16 protein-coding genes are annotated in these 17,911 nt (G+C 66.8%); 6 read left to right on the plus strand and 10 right to left on the minus strand.

The features are described 5' to 3' along the window. Positions 1–117: 117 nt before the first annotated feature. Genes ACT89H_RS19665 through ACT89H_RS19700 form a run of 8 tightly spaced genes read right to left on the minus strand, consistent with a single transcriptional unit; the run spans position 118 to position 8,748 of the window. Positions 118–1,296: an MlaD family protein gene (locus ACT89H_RS19665; protein WP_445110086.1), complete on the minus strand. Its 1,179-nt coding sequence runs from the start codon at positions 1,294–1,296 to the stop codon at positions 118–120. Then, complete coding sequence (locus ACT89H_RS19670) at positions 1,293–2,384, minus strand: MCE family protein (RefSeq protein WP_445110087.1); 1,092 nt, start codon at positions 2,382–2,384, stop codon at positions 1,293–1,295. The genes ACT89H_RS19665 and ACT89H_RS19670 overlap by 4 nt, the downstream gene beginning before the upstream one ends. A gap of 8 nt (positions 2,385–2,392) precedes the next feature. Next, a complete protein-coding gene (locus tag ACT89H_RS19675) occupies positions 2,393–3,496 on the minus strand; it encodes an MCE family protein (protein ID WP_445110088.1) in 1,104 nt (367 codons plus the stop codon). Next, positions 3,493–4,491: an MCE family protein gene (locus tag ACT89H_RS19680; protein ID WP_445110089.1), complete on the minus strand. Its 999-nt coding sequence runs from the start codon at positions 4,489–4,491 to the stop codon at positions 3,493–3,495. The genes ACT89H_RS19675 and ACT89H_RS19680 overlap by 4 nt, the downstream gene beginning before the upstream one ends. Next, the gene (locus ACT89H_RS19685; RefSeq protein WP_445110090.1) at positions 4,491–5,534 is read right to left on the minus strand and encodes an MCE family protein; all 1,044 of its coding nucleotides are present in this window, start codon (positions 5,532–5,534) and stop codon (positions 4,491–4,493) included. Before ACT89H_RS19685 ends, ACT89H_RS19680 begins: the two co-directional genes overlap by 1 nt. Continuing rightward, complete coding sequence (locus ACT89H_RS19690) at positions 5,531–7,018, minus strand: MlaD family protein (RefSeq protein WP_445110091.1); 1,488 nt, start codon at positions 7,016–7,018, stop codon at positions 5,531–5,533. Before ACT89H_RS19690 ends, ACT89H_RS19685 begins: the two co-directional genes overlap by 4 nt. A 7-nt stretch (positions 7,019–7,025) precedes the next feature. Next, positions 7,026–7,889: an ABC transporter permease gene (locus ACT89H_RS19695; protein WP_445110092.1), complete on the minus strand. Its 864-nt coding sequence runs from the start codon at positions 7,887–7,889 to the stop codon at positions 7,026–7,028. Between the two features lie 4 nt (positions 7,890–7,893). Next, positions 7,894–8,748, minus strand: a complete 855-nt coding sequence (locus ACT89H_RS19700) for an MlaE family ABC transporter permease (protein ID WP_445110093.1) — start codon at positions 8,746–8,748, stop codon at positions 7,894–7,896. 528 nt (positions 8,749–9,276) lie between these two features. Here ACT89H_RS19700 and ACT89H_RS19705 point away from each other — a divergent pair. Beyond that, the gene (locus tag ACT89H_RS19705) at positions 9,277–9,951 is read left to right on the plus strand and encodes a S1 family peptidase (RefSeq protein ID WP_445110094.1); all 675 of its coding nucleotides are present in this window, start codon (positions 9,277–9,279) and stop codon (positions 9,949–9,951) included. Between the two features lie 52 nt (positions 9,952–10,003). On the opposite strand, the gene ACT89H_RS19710 is transcribed toward ACT89H_RS19705, so the two are convergent. Both ACT89H_RS19710 and lppU read right to left on the minus strand, forming a co-directional pair. Beyond that, positions 10,004–11,449, minus strand: a complete 1,446-nt coding sequence (locus tag ACT89H_RS19710; RefSeq protein WP_445110095.1) for an MFS transporter — start codon at positions 11,447–11,449, stop codon at positions 10,004–10,006. Positions 11,450–11,502: 53 nt separating this feature from the next. Then, entirely contained in the window at positions 11,503–12,126 is a 624-nt protein-coding gene (gene lppU, locus ACT89H_RS19715; RefSeq protein WP_445110096.1) for an LppU family putative lipoprotein, read from the minus strand. A 187-nt stretch (positions 12,127–12,313) separates the two neighbouring features. Between lppU and ACT89H_RS19720 the strand changes: the two genes are divergently transcribed. The 5 genes from ACT89H_RS19720 to ACT89H_RS19740 all read left to right on the plus strand — a co-directional run bounded on the left by ACT89H_RS19720 (position 12,314) and on the right by ACT89H_RS19740 (position 17,881). After that, the gene (locus ACT89H_RS19720) at positions 12,314–12,820 is read left to right on the plus strand and encodes a DUF6764 family protein (RefSeq protein WP_445110097.1); all 507 of its coding nucleotides are present in this window, start codon (positions 12,314–12,316) and stop codon (positions 12,818–12,820) included. 64 nt (positions 12,821–12,884) lie between these two features. Continuing rightward, on the plus strand, positions 12,885–14,162 hold the full coding sequence (locus ACT89H_RS19725; RefSeq protein ID WP_445110367.1) for a serine hydrolase domain-containing protein: 1,278 nt from the start codon (positions 12,885–12,887) through the stop codon (positions 14,160–14,162). 50 nt (positions 14,163–14,212) lie between these two features. Further along, entirely contained in the window at positions 14,213–15,580 is a 1,368-nt protein-coding gene (locus tag ACT89H_RS19730) for a cytochrome P450 (protein ID WP_445110098.1), read from the plus strand. A gap of 306 nt (positions 15,581–15,886) precedes the next feature. Continuing rightward, positions 15,887–16,786 carry a L,D-transpeptidase gene (locus ACT89H_RS19735; protein ID WP_445110099.1) on the plus strand — a complete coding sequence of 300 codons (900 nt, stop codon included), beginning with the start codon at positions 15,887–15,889 and terminating at the stop codon, positions 16,784–16,786. Between the two features lie 165 nt (positions 16,787–16,951). Beyond that, positions 16,952–17,881, plus strand: a complete 930-nt coding sequence (locus tag ACT89H_RS19740) for a carbohydrate ABC transporter permease (RefSeq protein WP_445110100.1) — start codon at positions 16,952–16,954, stop codon at positions 17,879–17,881. Positions 17,882–17,911: the final 30 nt, after the last annotated feature.

Here is a 17,911-nt window from a genome sequence, read left to right on the forward strand (position 1 = left end):
TTTCCCGGCGCGCGTCAGTACGCTCCGATTGGCTTCAGGGACCCACGGCAGCGAACCTTACGGGTTCACCGGCGAGTGTGCCCGCCCGACGCCATAAACCGCCGGGCCGGGTGGGACTCACCGCACCGGAGGCAGCGTCCGCTCGTTCGGATCCACACCCGGCGGCATGTGCGCGCCGTTGTTCGGCACATCGGGCCGGGGTGCGTTGGCGGCGCCGCGGATCTGCTGACCCGGCGGCGGGTTCTCACAGTAGTTCCACTTCGGGATCGTGCCGTCCTGCACGACCTCGTTGCGGATCTTCGGAGTGTTGTAGGCGCAGAACGGTCGCGGCCAGATGTCGATCATCGCGTGGAACTCGCCGTCGTGCGCCGGGATGCCGAGCGCTTCGCCACCGAGCGCGAGCGAAGGGAACAGCGCGCGCAGCGCGGGCAGCCGCAGCTGCGCCGCCTTCGTGATCGCCTGGAAGTTGGTCGCCAGACTGGTGATCGGATCGGCCGTCTTGTCCAGCACCGCGCCCAGGCTGGTGAGCTGGCCCGGTGCCTGCTCCAGCACCCGCCGCAGTTCCGCGTTGGCGTTGTCGAACTGCTCGAACAGGACTCCGGAATTGTGCGTCAGCGTGGCCAGATCGGGCTGCGCCATGGACGTGGTGTTGGCGATGGTTCGCAGATTGGTGATCAGATTCGTGGTCTGCGGCAGCAGCGAATCCAGCCCGGCCATCGCCAAACTGATGCCGTTGACCAGGCCGCGCAGCTGATCCGGGCCCGCGCTGAGCGCGATGTCGAGCTCGCTGAGGATGACCTGGAAGTGATCCGGATTGATCTGCGCGATCAGGGCACTGGCGTTGTCCAGCACCGACCACACCGGCGTCGGCGTGTGGACCTTGTCCGGATCGAACTTGATCACCGCGCCGTCGGCCAGGTAAGGCCCCTGCTCGGTGTTCGGCCGGAAGTCGATGTACTGCTCACCGGCGCCGGACAGTGCCTGCACCGCGATCTGGGCGTCCACCGGGATCTTGTACTTCGACTCGATCCGCGCGGTGGCGGCGATGGCCTGGCCGCGATCGATCAGCTCGATCGAGGTCACCTTGCCGATCCGCCAGCCGCGCAACGTCACGTCGTTGCCGGGCTGAAGACCGCCGGAACGGTCCAGATTCACCGTGACCGTGTAGTCGGACCGCAGCGGGTTCACCCGCATGACGTTCACCATCAGGTAGGTGGCGCCGACCAGCAGCACAAGCACCAGACCCAGGTTCGACAGAAAGATCTTGCTCCCGAACACTTTGCGCGCGGAGGTCACCGATGTCCTCCCGCCACTCGGCCTTGGACGAGTTGCAGCACCTGGATCAGGCTGCCCGCGAAGTCCTGCACGTCGTTGAGATCTTGGATCTTGCCGTGCTGCGGATCGGTGAGCGCGCTGATGTCGAGGTTGGTCGCGGTCGCGTACACCGCGAAGCTGCTGCCGCGAAAGGTGGCGTCCACCTTCGGTCGCAGTACACGCAGCCGATCCAGCAGGACGCCGAAGCCGTCACCGGTCTTGGCGATGGCGTCCATCAGCCGGCGAGTGTTCTCCAGCAGCCCGTTCAGGTTCCCGGTCGAGGTGTTCGCGTAGTCGCCCAGCGCGGCGCTGGCGCTGGACAACTTGGTGAGCAGATCGCCCAGTGCCCGGTTGTTCTCGGCGATGGCGCCGATCATCTGCGGCAGCGTGTCGGCCACCTCGCCGAGTTCCGACCGCCTGCCCTCGATGGTGTCGGCGAGGGTGCGGAACTCGCCGAGCACGCTGTCCACCCGCGCGGAGTTGGCGTTCAAACTTCCTACTACGCCGGTCATCTCGGTGATCAGATGGGCGAGCTGCTCGCCACGCCCGCCGACGATGGAGTCCAGCTCGGAGCCGAGCTTGGAGAGGCTGGCTATGCCGCCACCGTTGAACAGCAGGGACACCGAGATGAGCAATTGCTCGACGGTCGCGCCCGCGGAGGTGCTGTCGATGGTGAGCGTGTCGCCGTCGTGCAGCATTGCCGCGCCGGGCTCGGTCCTGGGCTTGGACACCGCGACGAACACGTCACCCAGCGGGGTGGCCTGACGCAGTTCCGCCGTGCTGCCCTTGGGCAACTCGATGTCCTTGCGGATGGTCAGATCCACGATGGCCTGGAAGTTCTTGGTCTTGATGGCGGTGACCACGCCGACGTCCGAACCACCGATCTTCACCTTCGCCTGGTCGGGCAGATTCAGCGCGTTCTCGAAGACCGCGTGGATCGTGTAGGTCTCCCCGCCCTGACCCGGTTTCGGCAGCGGCAGCTTCTCCACGGTGAGCCCGCAGCCTGCGGTGACCGCCATCCCGGCCACCGCGGCGAGGGCGACCAGCGCCCGGCGTGCCTCGATCGTCATTCGGAACGTCATTTCGTCAGTCCGAGCAGTGCGGCGGTGAGCCCGTAGTCGGGCCCGAAATCCTGCATGTTTCCGGTGCGGCAGCCGTCGGCCCTCATCTGGACGCGCTCACAGAACAGGCTGACGACCTCACCCGACAGCGCGGTGCCGATCACCGCGTGCAACCGTACGTACTGGTGTTCGCGGTTGACGATGTTGTCGACGTTCTGCATCACCATCGGCGCCAGGTCGACCACCTCGGTGAGGCCGTAGGCGTTGGCACGCAGCTGCTGGGTCACGTTGGTCAGGCCGGTCATCGTGCCCTGCAACTGGTCCTGGTACTGCGTCAGCGTGGTGCTCGTGTTCCGCAGGAAGGCGAGCAGCTGGTCGAGCGTGGCCTGCAAGCCGGGCGCCTGCTCGGCGAGCAGGCCGGTCATCTGGGTCACCCGGTTGCTGAAATCGCGCACCGACTGGTCGTTCTCGGCCAGCATGGTGGTGAGGTCGTTCAGCTTGATGATGATGCTGGAGATCGCGTCCTTGTTGTCCACGCCGACCTTCAGCGCGCTGGACAGCGCGTTGAGGGTGTCGCGGATCTTCTCGCCGTTACCGTTGAGCATCGGGTAGAGCACCCGGCCCGACAGCGGGCCGATGCCCTCCTGGCCCGGCTCCGGCTTCAGCGCGGCGGCGAACTGGTCGATGGTCTTGATCATCGTGTCCAGCTCGACCGGCGTCTTGGTGCGAGCCTTGGGCAGGTGATCGCCGTCCGACAAGGTCGCGCCGCCGGTGTAGACGGGAGTGAGTTCGATGTGCCGGTCGGTCACGATGGACGGTGAGATGATCGCGGCCATCGCGTCTTTCGGGACCTTCACGCCCTTGTCGACGGACATGTGCACCTCGACCAGCGTGCCCTTGGGCACGATCTTGTCGACCTTGCCCACCTCGAGCCCGAGCACCGTGATCGGATTGCCCTCGTAGATGCCCGCGATGTTGTCGAAGTCGGCGGTGATCCGCAGGGTGTTGCCCAACGCCTCGTTCACCGAACTCGGCAGCAACGAGCAACTGCCGACCGTCAGTGCGGCGGCGCTGATCAGGAACGTCTTCGCGACGGTTCGCAGCGGAAAGACCGATTTCATCCCTGGCACCCCTCGATAGCTTGGGCGAAGCACAACCAGTTGTCCGGGAACAGCCACGGCAGGCCGACATCGCCGTACGGACCGCTGCCACCCCAGGAGTTCGCCAGGTAGCGCACGGTCGGCGGCATGATCGACAGCATCCGATCCAGGTTGTCCTTGTTCTTCTGCAGGCCCTCGGCCATGGTGTTCAGCTGCTGGATGGTCGGGCCGAGCTGATCGTTGTTCTGCGCGCCGATCGTCTCCAGCTGCTTGGTCAGCGTCGCGATGTTGTCCAGCAGCTGGCGCAACAGTGCCTGGCGTTCCATCACCCGATTGGCGATGGCCTCGCCCTGAGTGATCACCAGCAGGATGCTGTTGCGGTTGTCGCCCAAGATCCGGGTGACCCGGTCCAAGTCCTTCAGCAGGGCGTCCACCTCGGTCTTGCGGCTGTCGATCACCTTGGCCAGCGCGCCGACGCTGTCCAGCGCCTGGGCGGTGAGCTGGGGCGAGCCGTTCATCTGCTCGTTGATCAGGTTCAGCGAATCGGCCAGCTTCTTGGCGTCGAGCGCTTCGAACTTCGGCGTGCCAACCTGCACCACGTCGGCCAGGTTGTACGGAACCGAAGTGTTGGACATCGGGATCCGCTTGCTCTTCAACCCGGACCCGTCGCCCGGCTCGAGGTCGACGTACCGCGCGCCGAGCAGCGTGGCCATCTTGATCGATGCGCGCGCGTCCGGGCCCAGTTTCACGTCGTCGCTGACGCTGAGTGTGAGCAGCACGTGACTGCCCTCGAGTTCAGCGCTCGTCACTCGGCCCGAGGACACCCCGGCGATGTTCACCTTGTCGCCGACCCGGATGCCCGCGGCCTGCACGAACTCGGCCTTGATCGACTGCTCGCCGACGCCGATGAGCTTGTAGACGCTGGACACGAACAGCAACACCACGATGAGGGCGCCGCCGGTGATGCCCAACCAGAAGTACCGGTTGCGCTCGAACCTGGACCTGAGCTTCGTCATCATGGGCGGCACACCGCCGAGTGCGAGGTGCCACCGATCTGGGAGAACAGACCCCGGGGGAAGAGGACGCCGTAGAGCGACACGTCCAGGCCGCACAGGTAGGCGTTGGCGTAGCCGCCCTCCGAGGTGTGCCTGCCCGCCGCCGAGAGGACGTTCGGCAGGTCGATCGCGGCTTGATCCAGCTTGGCGCCGTTGTCCAGCAACAGCGTCAGCGCCGCGCTGGTGGAGTTCTGCGCGTTACGCAGGCCCGGCTGGATTCGGTCGAGCATGCCGACCACCGACGTGGTGGCGCTCGCGATCTGCTCGGTCGAGGCGAGCAACGACTGTCCTTGCTCGTACAGCCCGCCGATCAAGGCCCGGGTCTGGGTCACCAGGGTCTCCAATTCATCACCTCGTTTCGCCAACCCCGACATCACGCCCGACAGGTTGGTGATCACATCGGACAGGATGGCGTCCCGGCGCTGGAAGTCGGTGGCCAGCTGGGCGGCCTGGACGATGAACGCGCTCAGCGAGACGCCGTCGCCCTGCAATGCCTGGATGAGGGTCTCCGAGAGCCGGTTGACCTGCTCGGGCTGCAACACCTGGAACAGCGGCTGGAACCCGTTCAGCAGACTCGAGATGTCGAACGACGGCTCGGTGCGATCGATCGGGATGGAACCGTTGTTCTTCAGCGGCGCCGGATTCGACCCCTTGCCGGGGGCCAGCGCCACATACCGCTGACCGATCAGATTCTGGTAGCGGACCAGCGCTTTGGTGTCGGTGTAGATCGTCTGGTCGCGCTGCACCGCGAAGGTGACCTTGGCGACCGACTTCTTCAGATTCGCGTCGCGGCCCAGCTCGATCTTCTCGACCTTGCCCACCCGCACACCCGCCATGCGGACGTCGTCGCCCTCGTGCAGACCGAGCACGTCGGAGAACGTGGCGGAGTAGGTGTAGGTGTCGCCGCTGACGATGCGCGCCAGTGTGTTCCACACCACCACCGTCACCAGGATCGACACGATGGCGAAGATGCCGAATCCGATCAGCGGTTTGCGAATGCTCATCGTCCGGCACCGTCGCGGGACACCTGCATGGTTCCGCCCTTCATGATCGTGCTCAGCAGCAGATATTCGGCGGTGGTCGGCCGGCGGCCGAGCAGCGCGGTGACCGCGGCGTCTCCCCGATAGGAGATCGGCGCCGCCGACGGAATGCCCTGGGGAGCCAGCGCCGGAGCCGGAGCCGTTGGCGCAGGAGCGGCCGGCGGGAGCAGGCCCGGCGGCAGCATCGGGAACAGACCCTCGAGCGGGGTGCCCGCGAACGGAGCGGGGGCGCCGGTCGGGGCGACGGTGGCACGGTTCGGATCCGGGGCGGTGACGCCGGGGATCAGCGGCAGACCCGGCATCGGCGCCACCGGGGGCAGCCCGGCGGCCGAGGCGAGCGCGCGCGGCTTCAACTGCTCCGGCAGCTCGCCGACATCGGCCACGGCGGGAGCGGTGAAGCAGCTCGGTCCGACCAGCTCGCCGTAGCGGGGGCAGTCGGCCACGGTGTAGGGCCGGTACGGGGTGAGCGTGATACCCGCGTTCCAGACCTGCTGCTTCTGCGGGCCCCAGGTGAACGTGGTGTCCATTCGGCGCGTGGTCTCACTGAGGTTCAGCAGGCTTCTGGTGATCGCGTCGGGGTCCGCGGCGAGGGCGCCGAACAGGTCGCTCGTCCCGGCGGTGACCTCGATGCCCACGTTCGGGTTACGGGCGAACAGGTCGTTCACCGTGTCGATGGTTGCGCCGGCGCCGGTGATCAGCGAGACCAGCTCGCTGCGCCGGTCGGCGATGGTGCGCGCGGTCCGCACCGAGCTGCCGAGCACATCGACCAGCTCGGGCGCGGACTGGTTGAGCGCGTTGAACGACGCGGAGAAGTGGTTCAGCAGCACACCCAGATCGGGAATCGACTCGTCGACAGCCAGCAGCCAGCGGTCGAGCCGCTCGACAGTGGAGCCGGGCATCCGGCCGCTGCCGTCCAGCGCTTGGGACAGCGTGCCGAGCACCCGGCCGAACTGCACCGGATCGATCTTGTCGAGGATGTTGCGGACCGTGGTGAGCGTGTCCTGCAGCGCGATGGTGCCCTTGCTGCGGTCTTCCTCGATGACCGAGCCCTCGTGCAGATACTGGTCGGCGGGACCGTTGAAGACGAGTTCGACGGAGGTGACGGCGAACAGGTTGCTCGGCACCACGCGAGCGGTCACGGTGGCCGGGATGTCACCGGCGAACTCCGGCTTCATCTCGATCCGGACCTTCTGCAACTCGCCCTTGGCCGCCACGTCGACGGTCTTCACCGCCCCGACGAGCACGCCGCGGAACTTGACGTCGGCCTGCTCGGGCAGACCGTCGCCGGTGGTGGTCAGGTTCGCGGTGACGTTGACTTTCTCCTGGAAGTACCCCTTGTAGCGCAGCATCAGCAAGCTGAGCACCAACGCGAACACGACCAGACCGCATACGCCTGCGATGAGCAGCTGCCGCATGGTGGGTCCGCGCCCACTGGGATCGATGATCATCTGGTGTCTACCCCGAGATCCGGATGCCGGGGTTGACGCCCCAGATCGCCAATGTCATGAACAGGTTCGCGAAAACGACCGCGATGATGCACATCTTGATCGCGCGGCCCGCGGCCACACCGACGCCTTCGGGGCCGCCGGAGGCGAAGAAGCCGTAGTAGCACTGGATGAACGTGGTGATCGCGACGAACAGGATCGCCTTGACGAGCGAATAGACGACGTCGGTCGGGACCAGGAACTGATAGAAGTAGTGCTGGTAGGTGCCGGTGGCGGTGCCGCCGATCAGCTGCACGGTCAGCGAGCAGGAGACGTAGGCCATCGTGAGGCCGAGGCAGTAGAGCGGGATGATGGCGACCATCGCCGCGAACATCCTGGTGCTGATCAGATACGGCAGCGGCCGGATGGCGATGGATTCCAACGCGTCGATTTCCTCGGAGATGCGCATGGCGCCGAGCTGCGCGGTGAACCGGCAGCCCGCCTGAGCGGCGAAGGCCAGCGTGGCGAGCAGCGGGCCGAGTTCGCGAGTCGTCGCGAACGCCGAGATCGCACCGGTGATCGGACTCAGGCCGAGCAGATTCAGCGAGTTGTAACCCTGGATTCCGACGGTCATTCCGCCGAACGCGCTCAGAATGACGACGACGCCGATGGTGCCGCCGCCGACGACGAGATTGCCGTTGCCCCAGGTGACGTCCGAAAGCAGGCGCCACACTTCCTTGGGGTAGTGCTTGAGCGCCAATGGAATGGAGCCGATCGAGCGCAACAGGAAGAACACCTGGTGGCCGAGCCTGGCGAGCAGATCGACCGGAGCCTGCGCGGATTTCCGGAACGCCCGCAGCGGCCGCAGTAGCGGCGGAATATAGGTCGACGACACCGGCTCAGACCGCCTGCGACGGGAATAGTGCGTTGTAAACCTGGGTGATGATGAGGTTCACCCCGAACAGCATGATGGCGGAGCTCACCACGGCGGAATTCACCGAGTTCGCGACACCGCCGGGACCGCCCCGGGTGTTCAATCCCGTGTCGCAGGCGATGATTGCCGCCAGCAGACCGAAAATCAGCGATTTCACGAGCGCGACAAGAAGATCGGTGGTCACGGCGAACGAGGAGAAGGTGCCGACGTAGGAACCCGGCGTTCCGTTCTGCGCGAAGATATTGAAGACATAGCCGGTCAAGAAGCCGACGAAGACCACGAAGCCACACAGCAGCACGCTCACCAGCATCGCGGCGCCCAGCCGCGGAGCGACGATCCTACGCATGGGATCGACGCCCATCACCTTCATGGCGTCGATCTCCTCGCGGATGGTGCGCGAGCCGAGATCGGCGCAGACCGCGGAGCCGACGGCGCCCGCGATCATCAGCGAGGTGACCAGCGGGGCGCCCTGCTGGATGATGCCGAGACCGTTGGCCGCGCCGATGAACGAGGTGGCGCCGACCTGGCCTGCGACCGAGCCGACCTGGATGGAGACGATGACGCCGATCGGGATGGCGACCAGCAGGGTGGGCGCCGCGGAGACGCCGGCCATGAACGCGCACTGCCGGACGAACTCACCGAAGGGGAAGCGCCCGCGGACTATCGAGACGAACAGTTCGGCGACAGCGGCGAAGCCCATCGTGATCTGCCTGCCGAAGGTCTCCAGCGAACGCCTGGGATGATCTTGCCAGTAGGACCTCGTCCAATCGACCGCACCACTGAACCGTGACCCTGATGGTGGTCTCTCGGTCGACCGCACTGGCTGATCCTCCTCGACGCCGGTTGGTTGCCCCGACGACTCGTTTGCTTGACGCACCTTACTACGGAGTAGTGCAGAGCACACCTTTCAACTTGTGACCGCAGTCATAGATGTTCCGCACCGTCGCCGGAAAGTGATGGTTGACGCGCGGAACATTGGGAACGTCCTCAAAGGTGACGCGCCGAACTCCGACAGAAGCTACTGCCGAACTGCGGGAATACCCAGTCGCACCCGACGATTCGGCGAATTACTTTGGATAATTCTCATCGAAAATCAGAGCTGTTTCCGGAGACCGACGCGACGCCTCCTTACTATCACCGAGGCGCTAAAGTCCACGCGCTTTTCACAATTGCGATAGCTAATCGCTATTTCCCGCTCGAAAGATACATTTGGTCACGGTTGTATGAAATAGGATTGAAGCCCGCAGCAGTGGGGACAACCCGGTAGTGGTGACGCGCCCGAGACCGATTACTGACACGATGGGTGCGACAGATTGATATCGTGCGGGCTTCCGACGTCTGGAGGGACATGTTCAGCAAACTCGCCAAGGTGGCCAACGCCGCCTTCGCCGTCGCCCTGGGCGCGGCGCTGCTCGGCACGGGCGCAGGGGCCGCTAACGCCGACCCGGGCCCGCCGGTGTTGGGCGGTGGATCCGGCATCATCATCGACAACCAGTTCGAGTGCACCGTCACGACTGTCGGCCACGACAACGCGGGACGTCTGGTCGGCCTGACCGCAGGCCACTGCGGCGACCCGGGGGCACAGGTCTACGCCGAAGCCGATCGGGGCTCGGGCGTGATCGGCCGTTTCGCCTACTCCAACCACGATCTCGACTACGCCGTCATCCAGTTCGATCCGGGCAAGATCACCCCGGTGAACCGGGTCGGCAATGTCACGATCACCGGCATCGGCGGACCGGCCAACTTCCCGCAGATCGTCTGCAAGGAAGGGCGCACCACCGGCAACACCTGCGGTATCGCCTGGGGTGACCTCTTCCGGACGAATGTCGAGACCTGGAGCCAGATGTGCGTGGTGGAAGGCGACTCCGGTGCACCGGTCGTCGTCGGTACGACGCTGGTCGGCATGGTGAACGCCTACCTGGCCATCGCGTGCTTCGGTCCTGAGGTCGGGACCAACATGAGCGCGATCATGGCCGACATCAACGCGCGCGGCGCCGTCGGCGCGGGTTACGTCCCGATCTGATCGCGAACGACTCCCGATGAGCGGCCCGGACGGAGCGATCCGTTCGGGCCGCTCACTTTTCGCTCGGCGCCACCGCCGGACCCGCGACCGCGCACTGCGGCATGCAATCGACGCTGTCCAGCGTGGGTGCGTGCCGCACGGGGCGCAGCAAGACGGCGGCGAGCACCGCGCCGGTCACCAGCAGCCCGGCACACAGCCACATCGCGGTGGCGAAGCCACTGTCGAAGGCGGCCGGATCACCCAGCGCGCCCGAGATGCCCGCGAGTCCGGGCAGCGCCGCCACGGCGAGCAGCTGAGCGGTGCGCGCGACGGCATTGTTCACGCCCGAGGCGATGCCCGCCTCGCTCGCGGGCACCGCGCCGAGCACCGCGCCGGTCAGCGGAGCGACCAGCGCGGCGAGCCCCAACCCGAAGACGAGAACGCCGGGCAGCACATCGGTGAGGTAGGTGGTGTCGGGCCCGATGCGCAGCAATAGCACCAGACCCGCTGCCGCGAGCAGCGGTCCGGCGGTCATCGGGATGCGCGGCCCGTGCCGCTGCGCCCAGCGTCCGGCGGGAGCCGACAGTGCCAGCATGATCAGCGTGATCGGCACCGTCGCCACGCCGGACAGCAACGGCGTGTACCCCGCCACCAGTTGCAGTTCCAGTACCAACAGGAAGAACACGCCACCGAGCGCGGCGTAGACCGCCAGCGTCACGAGATTCGCCGCGGTGAACACCCGATGACCGAACAGTGCGGGCGGCACCAACGGGTGCGCACTGCGCAGTTCGATCACGACGAACGCCGACAGCAGCACGACACCGGCGATGACGAGTACGAACGTCTTGTCGATCAGTCCGAGGGTCAGCGCACCGAGTGCCAGCGCGACCACCAATGCGCCGGGCACGTCCAGTTCGGGGCTGGCGTCGGGATCGCGGCTCTCGGGCACATGCCGTAACGCGACCAGCACGACGACGAGGGTCAGCGGAACGTTGAGGAAGAAGATGGATCGCCAGTCCGCGATCTCGATGAGCCAGCCGCCGAGGAACGGCCCGAGCGCGCCCGCCACGCCGCCGAAGCCCGACCACAGACCGATCGCCGCGCCCTGATCGCGGCGATCGATGGACGACGAGATCAGCGCCAGGCTGCCCGGCGTGAGCATCGCGCCCGCGACGCCCTGCAGGATCCGCGCCGCGATCAGCAGTTCGATCGACGTCGCGACACCGCACAGCACCGACGCGAGCGCGAAACCGACAGTGCCCCAGACGAAGACCCGGCGACGGCCGAGCTTGTCGCCGAGCGAGCCGCCGAGCAGGATGAACGAGGCGAGGGTGAGGGTGTAACCGTTCAACGTCCATTGCAGCCCGGCGACGTCCGTGTGCAGTGACTCCCCGATCCGGGGTAGCGCGATGTTCACGACCGTCGCGTCGAGCGACGCGACCGACGAGCCGAGGATGGTGGCCAGCAGAATCCAGCGACCGGTGCGGGACCGCAATCGCGGTAGCTCGGTGGTATCCACCGCCCCAACCTAGTCCGTCCTCTGCCGGCGCATGGCCGGAGCGAAGGCGGAGGTCAGAGTTCCTGGACGCAGATGACGAAACGACGCTTGTCGTAGACGTATCCGGTGCCGCTGCCGCAGACGTTCACGTCATCGGCGCTGTCCACGCGCTTGACCACCTTGACGCCCTTCACCGGCGACGAACCGGTGCAGTCGATGCGCTTGGGATCGTCACCGCCGACGTCCATGCAGCCGCCGACCACCCAGTCGATGTCCAGGCACAGCGCACCCTGTTCGATGCCGTTGACGGTCTCGGCGTAGTAGTTGTCGGCGTCGCTGCTGCACTGCGAGCTCTTCGCCGCCTTGGCGATCACCTTGTAGTTCGACTCGCGGCTGCCGCACGACGCCTTCTCGATGGTGGCGTTGGTGGTGGTGCCGCCGAGTTTCACGCAGTCGCCGATGCTCGCGTCGAAATCGGTGTTCCCGCTCGCCTTGCTCGTCGTCGGCTTGCTGGTGGTCGGTGTGGGCCTGCCCGAGGACGGCTTCGGCGTGTTGGTCACCGATACCGCGTCGATCGTTCCGTCCACGGCCGGCTGGGCGGTGCCGTTGATCGTGGAAGTGCAGCCGACCAGCGACAATCCGGCCGCGATGGCCAGTCCGGCGAAGGCGAGACGCCCCCAGGTCAGTTGACGAGACACGTACAGTCCTCCCGAGCTGTAACGCCGGCGAACTCACGCCCCCGAAGTCCGAAGTTGCCATGGCTGCGCTTGAAATACCACGCCATGAATACACCATCGACCGAGCGCACGTCGAGCCGGAGCCGGAAACGAGCCGCTGCCAACAGCTCTGGGTATGGTGGGATTTCTGGTGCGAGAGGAGTCCCCGGTGAAGCTGATCAGCGCAATCATGTGCTCGACCGCCGCGATGGGAGGCTCCCTCGCCGTTCCGGGGATGGCTGCCGCCACCGATGTGCACTGCCGATCGGAACGCGGGACCGATATCACCATCATCGATGGGAAGACGGCCTGCCGGGCGGCGACCGACAGCTACGGGCTGGCCGGGGCCACCGGGATCGACGGGGTCGGCTACGCCAACGCGACCTCGGGTGCGACGGCCATCGGCATCGGCGCGGCGGGAGGTGTCGGCGCGAGCGAGGGTGCGGGTGGGGTTCCCGTGGCGGTCGGCGTCGGGCCGGATGCCGTCGCCATGACCTCGACCACGGACCCGGCGGTGCGGACGTTCGCGATCTCGGTCGCGCTGGAAGGGTCGCGAGCGGGGGTGGCGTCCGCCGAGCAGACGGTCGTCTGTCTGGGCGCGGCCGCCTTCGCGTGGAATGCCGACAGCGGCGACGCGTGCCTCGCCACGCCTTTTGGACTCTGGCAGACCCGTTGAACGGGTTACCCTGGTTGACCAGCCCGGCTAACGGCGGTCAGGAGGTGACCCCATGGTTTCGGCAATGGCGGCGGACGACTTCGAGCCCGCCGACTCGCCCAGTGGAAAGCTGGCGGCGCCGCACGAGATGCTGGTCGATCCGCATTTCATCCGGCTGGCAGATCAGTTCTTCGGCCTGTTCGCTCAGCCGGCACGCGGTGGTGGGGCGCTCGCGGTCTACCTCGACGGCAAGCCCGTGGTCGATATCTGGGCCGGCTGGGCGGACAAGGAGCGGCGCTGGAACGGCGATACCGTCGCGCTGACCTTCTCCACCGGCAAAGGCGTGGCCTCGACCGTTGTCCACCGCTTGGCCGAACGGGGTCTGATCGACTACGACGTGCCGATGGCCGAGTACTGGCCGGAGTTCGCCGCACATGGCAAGGACGACATCACCGTCCGTGACGTACTCTGCCATCGCGCCGGTTTGCACCGGGTGCGCGGCCTCGTTCCCGGCCGCGAAGGCATCCTGAACTACGACGCCGTGGTCCGTGCGCTGGCCGAGAGCCCGCCGGACCCCCGGCGCATCCGCACCTCCGGCTATCACGCGATCACCTTCGGCTGGCTGGTCGCCGAACTCGTGCAACGAGCGACCGGCACACCGTTCACCGAGGTGCTGCGCACCGAGATCGCCGAGCCGCTCGGCATGGACGAGTACTGGTTTCGTGTCCCGGAATCCGAACGGCACCGGATCGCCAAGATCTACCGCCACCTCGGCCCGCCGGGAATCCGCTGGAACACCGCCTCCTCCGTGCTGTCCTGGGTAGGACCGGTGCGCGGCCTCGCCGAGGCGGGCATGCCGGAGAGTTTCGACGAACTGGTCCGCGACCCCCGGGTGCACGATTCGGTCATGCCGGGCTGGAACGGCGTGTTCTCCGCGCGCGCACTGGCGCGGATGTACGGCGCCCTGGCCAACGGCGGCGTGGTCTACGCGGCTCACTCGGACCGGAAGCTGCACGGTGTCGGCGCCGAGCACATCATTCGGTTCCTGGACCCGCGGACGATCGAGACGATCAGCCAGGTGCAGCCCACCCATAGCCGCGACTACGTGCTCGGTGTGCCGATCCACTTCACGCTCGGTTACCACCGCCCGGTACTGATGTCCAAGCAGCAGCCACGGCACGCGTTCGGCCACTACGGCGTCGGTGGCTCCGGCGCGTACGCCGATCCGGATCTCGGCATGGCGATCGCGTTCGTGACCAATGGGCTCGGCAGCATGGTGACCGCACTCGGTGACGCCCGGCTCGCGCGGCTGGCGGCGACCGCGCAGGCCACGGTGCGCAAGCACAGGCGGGCCGCTGGCTAGCGTCGAACCGCTCCGGCCACGGCCTCGTGTTCCTCGGTATGGATGTGCGCATGCTCCGAACCGAGGCGGGCGCTCGCCGCGCCGGACCGCGTGTGCCGCGCGCGACCGTAGTGCACGCCTTGGCCGCCTGCGGCGATTTCGATCGGTACTTCCGCTGGCGCAGAGCGCGGGAAGGCGACCCGTTCTACGTTCGGTTTCCCGGCTTCGGCGCGGTGCTGTTCACCGGGTCGCCCGTCGGCGCCCGCGAGCTGTTCGGCTCGCCGATGGCGTGCTCCGAGCCGCCGCGTCCGAATCCGATCGAACCGATGGTCGGCGCCGCGTCGCTGATCCTGGCTTCGGGCCGGCGCCATCGCCGCGACCGCGCACTACTCACACCGGCCTTCCACAGTGCCCGGATACGGGAGTACGGCGCGCTGATCCAGGAAGCCACCGTACGCGAGCTGGCCGGGGAGAACGGTCGGAAGTGGGCGGCGGGCGCGCGCATCGATGCGCGGGCGGCGGCGCGGGCCCTCACGCTCCGGGTGATCGCGACGGTGGTGTTCGGTGCACGCGACGCACGGCGGCAAGCGGAGTACACCGCCGCGGTGACGGACTTCATCACGGCGTTCTCCGGGCCGTTGCTCCTGGTGCCCGCGCTGCGCCACGGACTGCACGGACACGGGCCCTGGGACCGGTTCCGCGCCGCGCGGGAGCGACTGGATCGGTTGATCCGAGCCGACATCGCACACCGCCGCAGGCACCCCGCCGCACCGCCTACCGACGTGCTCGACATGTTGCTGTCCGCTTATCCCGACGACGCCGACGACGAACTGTGCGAGCAGATTCGCACCATGCTGGTGGCCGGGCACGAAACCACCGCGACCACGCTGGTGTGGGCACTGTTCCGGCTGCACCGCGCACCGGAGGCGCTGGCCCGCCTGCGACGGGAGCTGTGCGACGCCGGTCCGGAGGCCGGTGCTGCGGAGCTGGCCGCACTGCCCTATCTCGACGCCGTCTGCCAGGAGACACTACGGCTGCACCCGCCGGTACCGATCGTCCTGCGCCGGCTGACCGAGCCGTTCGTGCTGCGCGGCGTCGCGCTCGCCGCGGGTGCGACCATGGGGATAGCGGTGCCGTTGCTGCACTCCGATCCCGCGGTGTGGACCGACCCCGAGCGCTTCGCCCCGGCCCGCTTCACCGAGCGCCGCTACCGGCCCTTCGAGTTCGCCCCGTTCGGTGGCGGCCATCGGCGCTGCGTCGGCGCGGCGCTGGCGGACTACGAGTTGCGGATCGCGCTGGCCACCATCCTGAGCCGGGTACGCCTGCGGCTCGCGCCGCGGTACGCGCGCGGAAGCGTCCCGCTGTCGGTGCCACACAACATCGCGGCCGGTCCGCGTCGTCCGATTTCGTTCGACGTGGTAAGTGAGCTTCGTCACTAATACGTTTGTTCAGAGCCGCCTTTCACCCACTGCTCGACTCCGGCGCGAGATCGCCCGGTCCGTCGTGACCGGCACGTTTGCCCGCTTCGATACCCGATTCGGGTGTTTGTGACGCAATCAACAACCGGCACATCTGATCGATCAATCTGAAACGCAGGTGGCTCAGGACGCGCCGGAACGGTAGGAATGGACGACGGGTCGGGCCGTCGATACCAGTGGGGCGCTCTTCTGGCTCCGCGCTGAAATGAACAATCTCGCTACGCGCGCGTACGTGTGCGCGCGAGCGATGGAATGGACGAGAAACCTATGCATGCCGCTTTGCACACCGGGTCGTTGCCTGCTCCTCGCAAGGGAGCGCGGGCCGCCCGCCGGATGCGCGAGGGCGTCCTGCTGTCCGCCGCGATCGCGGCAGCCGGTGTTCTGCTCGTCGCGCCCGCTCACGCCGAACCGCTCCCGGGAATCGGCACCGGCTCGGCCGCCGCCGCCACCGAACCCGAGCCGCAAGCGAACTTCGCTCCCCCCTCGATCAACATCGCCGACGGCGAGGTCGTGGGTGTCGCACAGCCGATCATCATCACCTTCAAGGAACCGGTGACCGACCACGCCGCCGCCGAGAAGGCCATCAAGATCACCTCCTCGAAGGCCGCGCCCGGACACTTCTACTGGCGCGGCGACAAGCAGGTGCGCTGGCGGCCGGACGAGTTCTGGCCGGACAACACCGACGTGCAGGTGCAGGCGGGCGGCACCACCAGCTCGTTCCGCATCGGCGACGCCTTCGTGACCACCGCCGATGACACCACCCACACCATCACCATCACCCGCAACGGCGAGGTGGTGAAGGAGATGCCCACCTCGATGGGCAAGCCCAAGCACGAGACGCCGAACGGCACCTACATCGTCGGCGAGCAGCTGCGCAAGATGACCATGGATTCGTCGACCTACGGCGTTCCGATCACCGACCCCGAGGGCTACAAGCTCGAGGTCGAGTACGCGACCCGCATCTCCAACAGCGGCATCTTCGTGCACGCCGCGCCGTGGTCGGTCGCCCAGCAGGGCGTCTCCAACGCCAGCCACGGCTGCCTGAACGTCAGCACCGAGAACGCCAAGTGGTTCTTCGAGAACGCGCGCCGCGGTGACCCGGTGATCGTGCAGAACACCCAGGGCGGCACGCTCAGCGCGAGTGACGGCCTGGGGGACTGGAATTAAGCCGCGGTAACCCGCGGCGGCGCGAAGCCGAACATTACGATCAGTTGCTCGAAGTAGCCGTTCGTAGTGTTCGGCTTTTGCTCTACTCGGCCCGTGCGCGAGAAGTTCAGCGCGACGGCGGGCGGTCGTAACCGACTGTTTGGTCCGGCCCGTAGAGTCACCGCCGTGCGTACCAGACCGGAGCGAGTACTGCCGCAGCCAGCGGGGCGCGGTCTACGCCACCGCCCTTGGCCGGACTACGCCCTGTTCCTGGTCTTGGTGCTGCCGAATCTCGCGCTCCTCGCGCTGTTCGTCTACCGACCGCTGATCGACAACATCCGGCTGTCGCTGTTCGACTGGAACATCTCCGATCCGGTCGCCACATTCGTCGGTTTCGACAACTACCGCGAATGGTGGAGCAGACCGGACTCCTGGGACATCGTCACCAACACCGTGGTGTTCACCCTCGCGGCGGTGGCGGGCAGCATGGCGCTCGGACTGGCGCTGGCGCTGCTGCTGGACCGGCAGCTGTTCGGCCGCAACGTGGTTCGCTCGGCGATCTTCGCGCCGTTCGTCATCTCCGGCGCCGCCATCGGCGTGGCCTTCCAGTTCATTTTCGACCCCAGCTTCGGCCTGATCCAGGACGCGCTGCACCGGCTCGGTGTGCACGAGGTGCCGGATTTCTACCAGAATCCGCGGTGGGCGCTGTTCATGGTGACGGTGACCTACATCTGGAAGAACCTCGGCTACACCTTCGTCATCTATCTGGCCGCCCTGCAAGGCATTCGAACCGACCTGATGGAAGCCGCGCAGATCGACGGCGCGAGCCGCTGGACGACCTTCACCAAAGTCTTGCTACCGCAATTGCGGCCGACCACCTTCTTCCTGTCCATCACGGTCCTGCTGAATTCGTTGCAGGTCTTCGACATCATCAACGTGATGACCCGCGGCGGTCCGCTCGGCACCGGCACGACGACCATGGTGTACCAGGTCTACCAGGAGTCCTTCCGCAATTTCCGGGCCGGCTACGGCGCGACCGTGGCCACCGTCATGTTCCTGGTGCTGCTCGTGGTGACGCTCGTACAGGTCCGGGTCATGGATCGGGAGCAGCAGTGAAAAACGCGGGCGTACAGACGCTTTCCTATC

This window comes from Nocardia aegles (genome assembly GCF_052545135.1).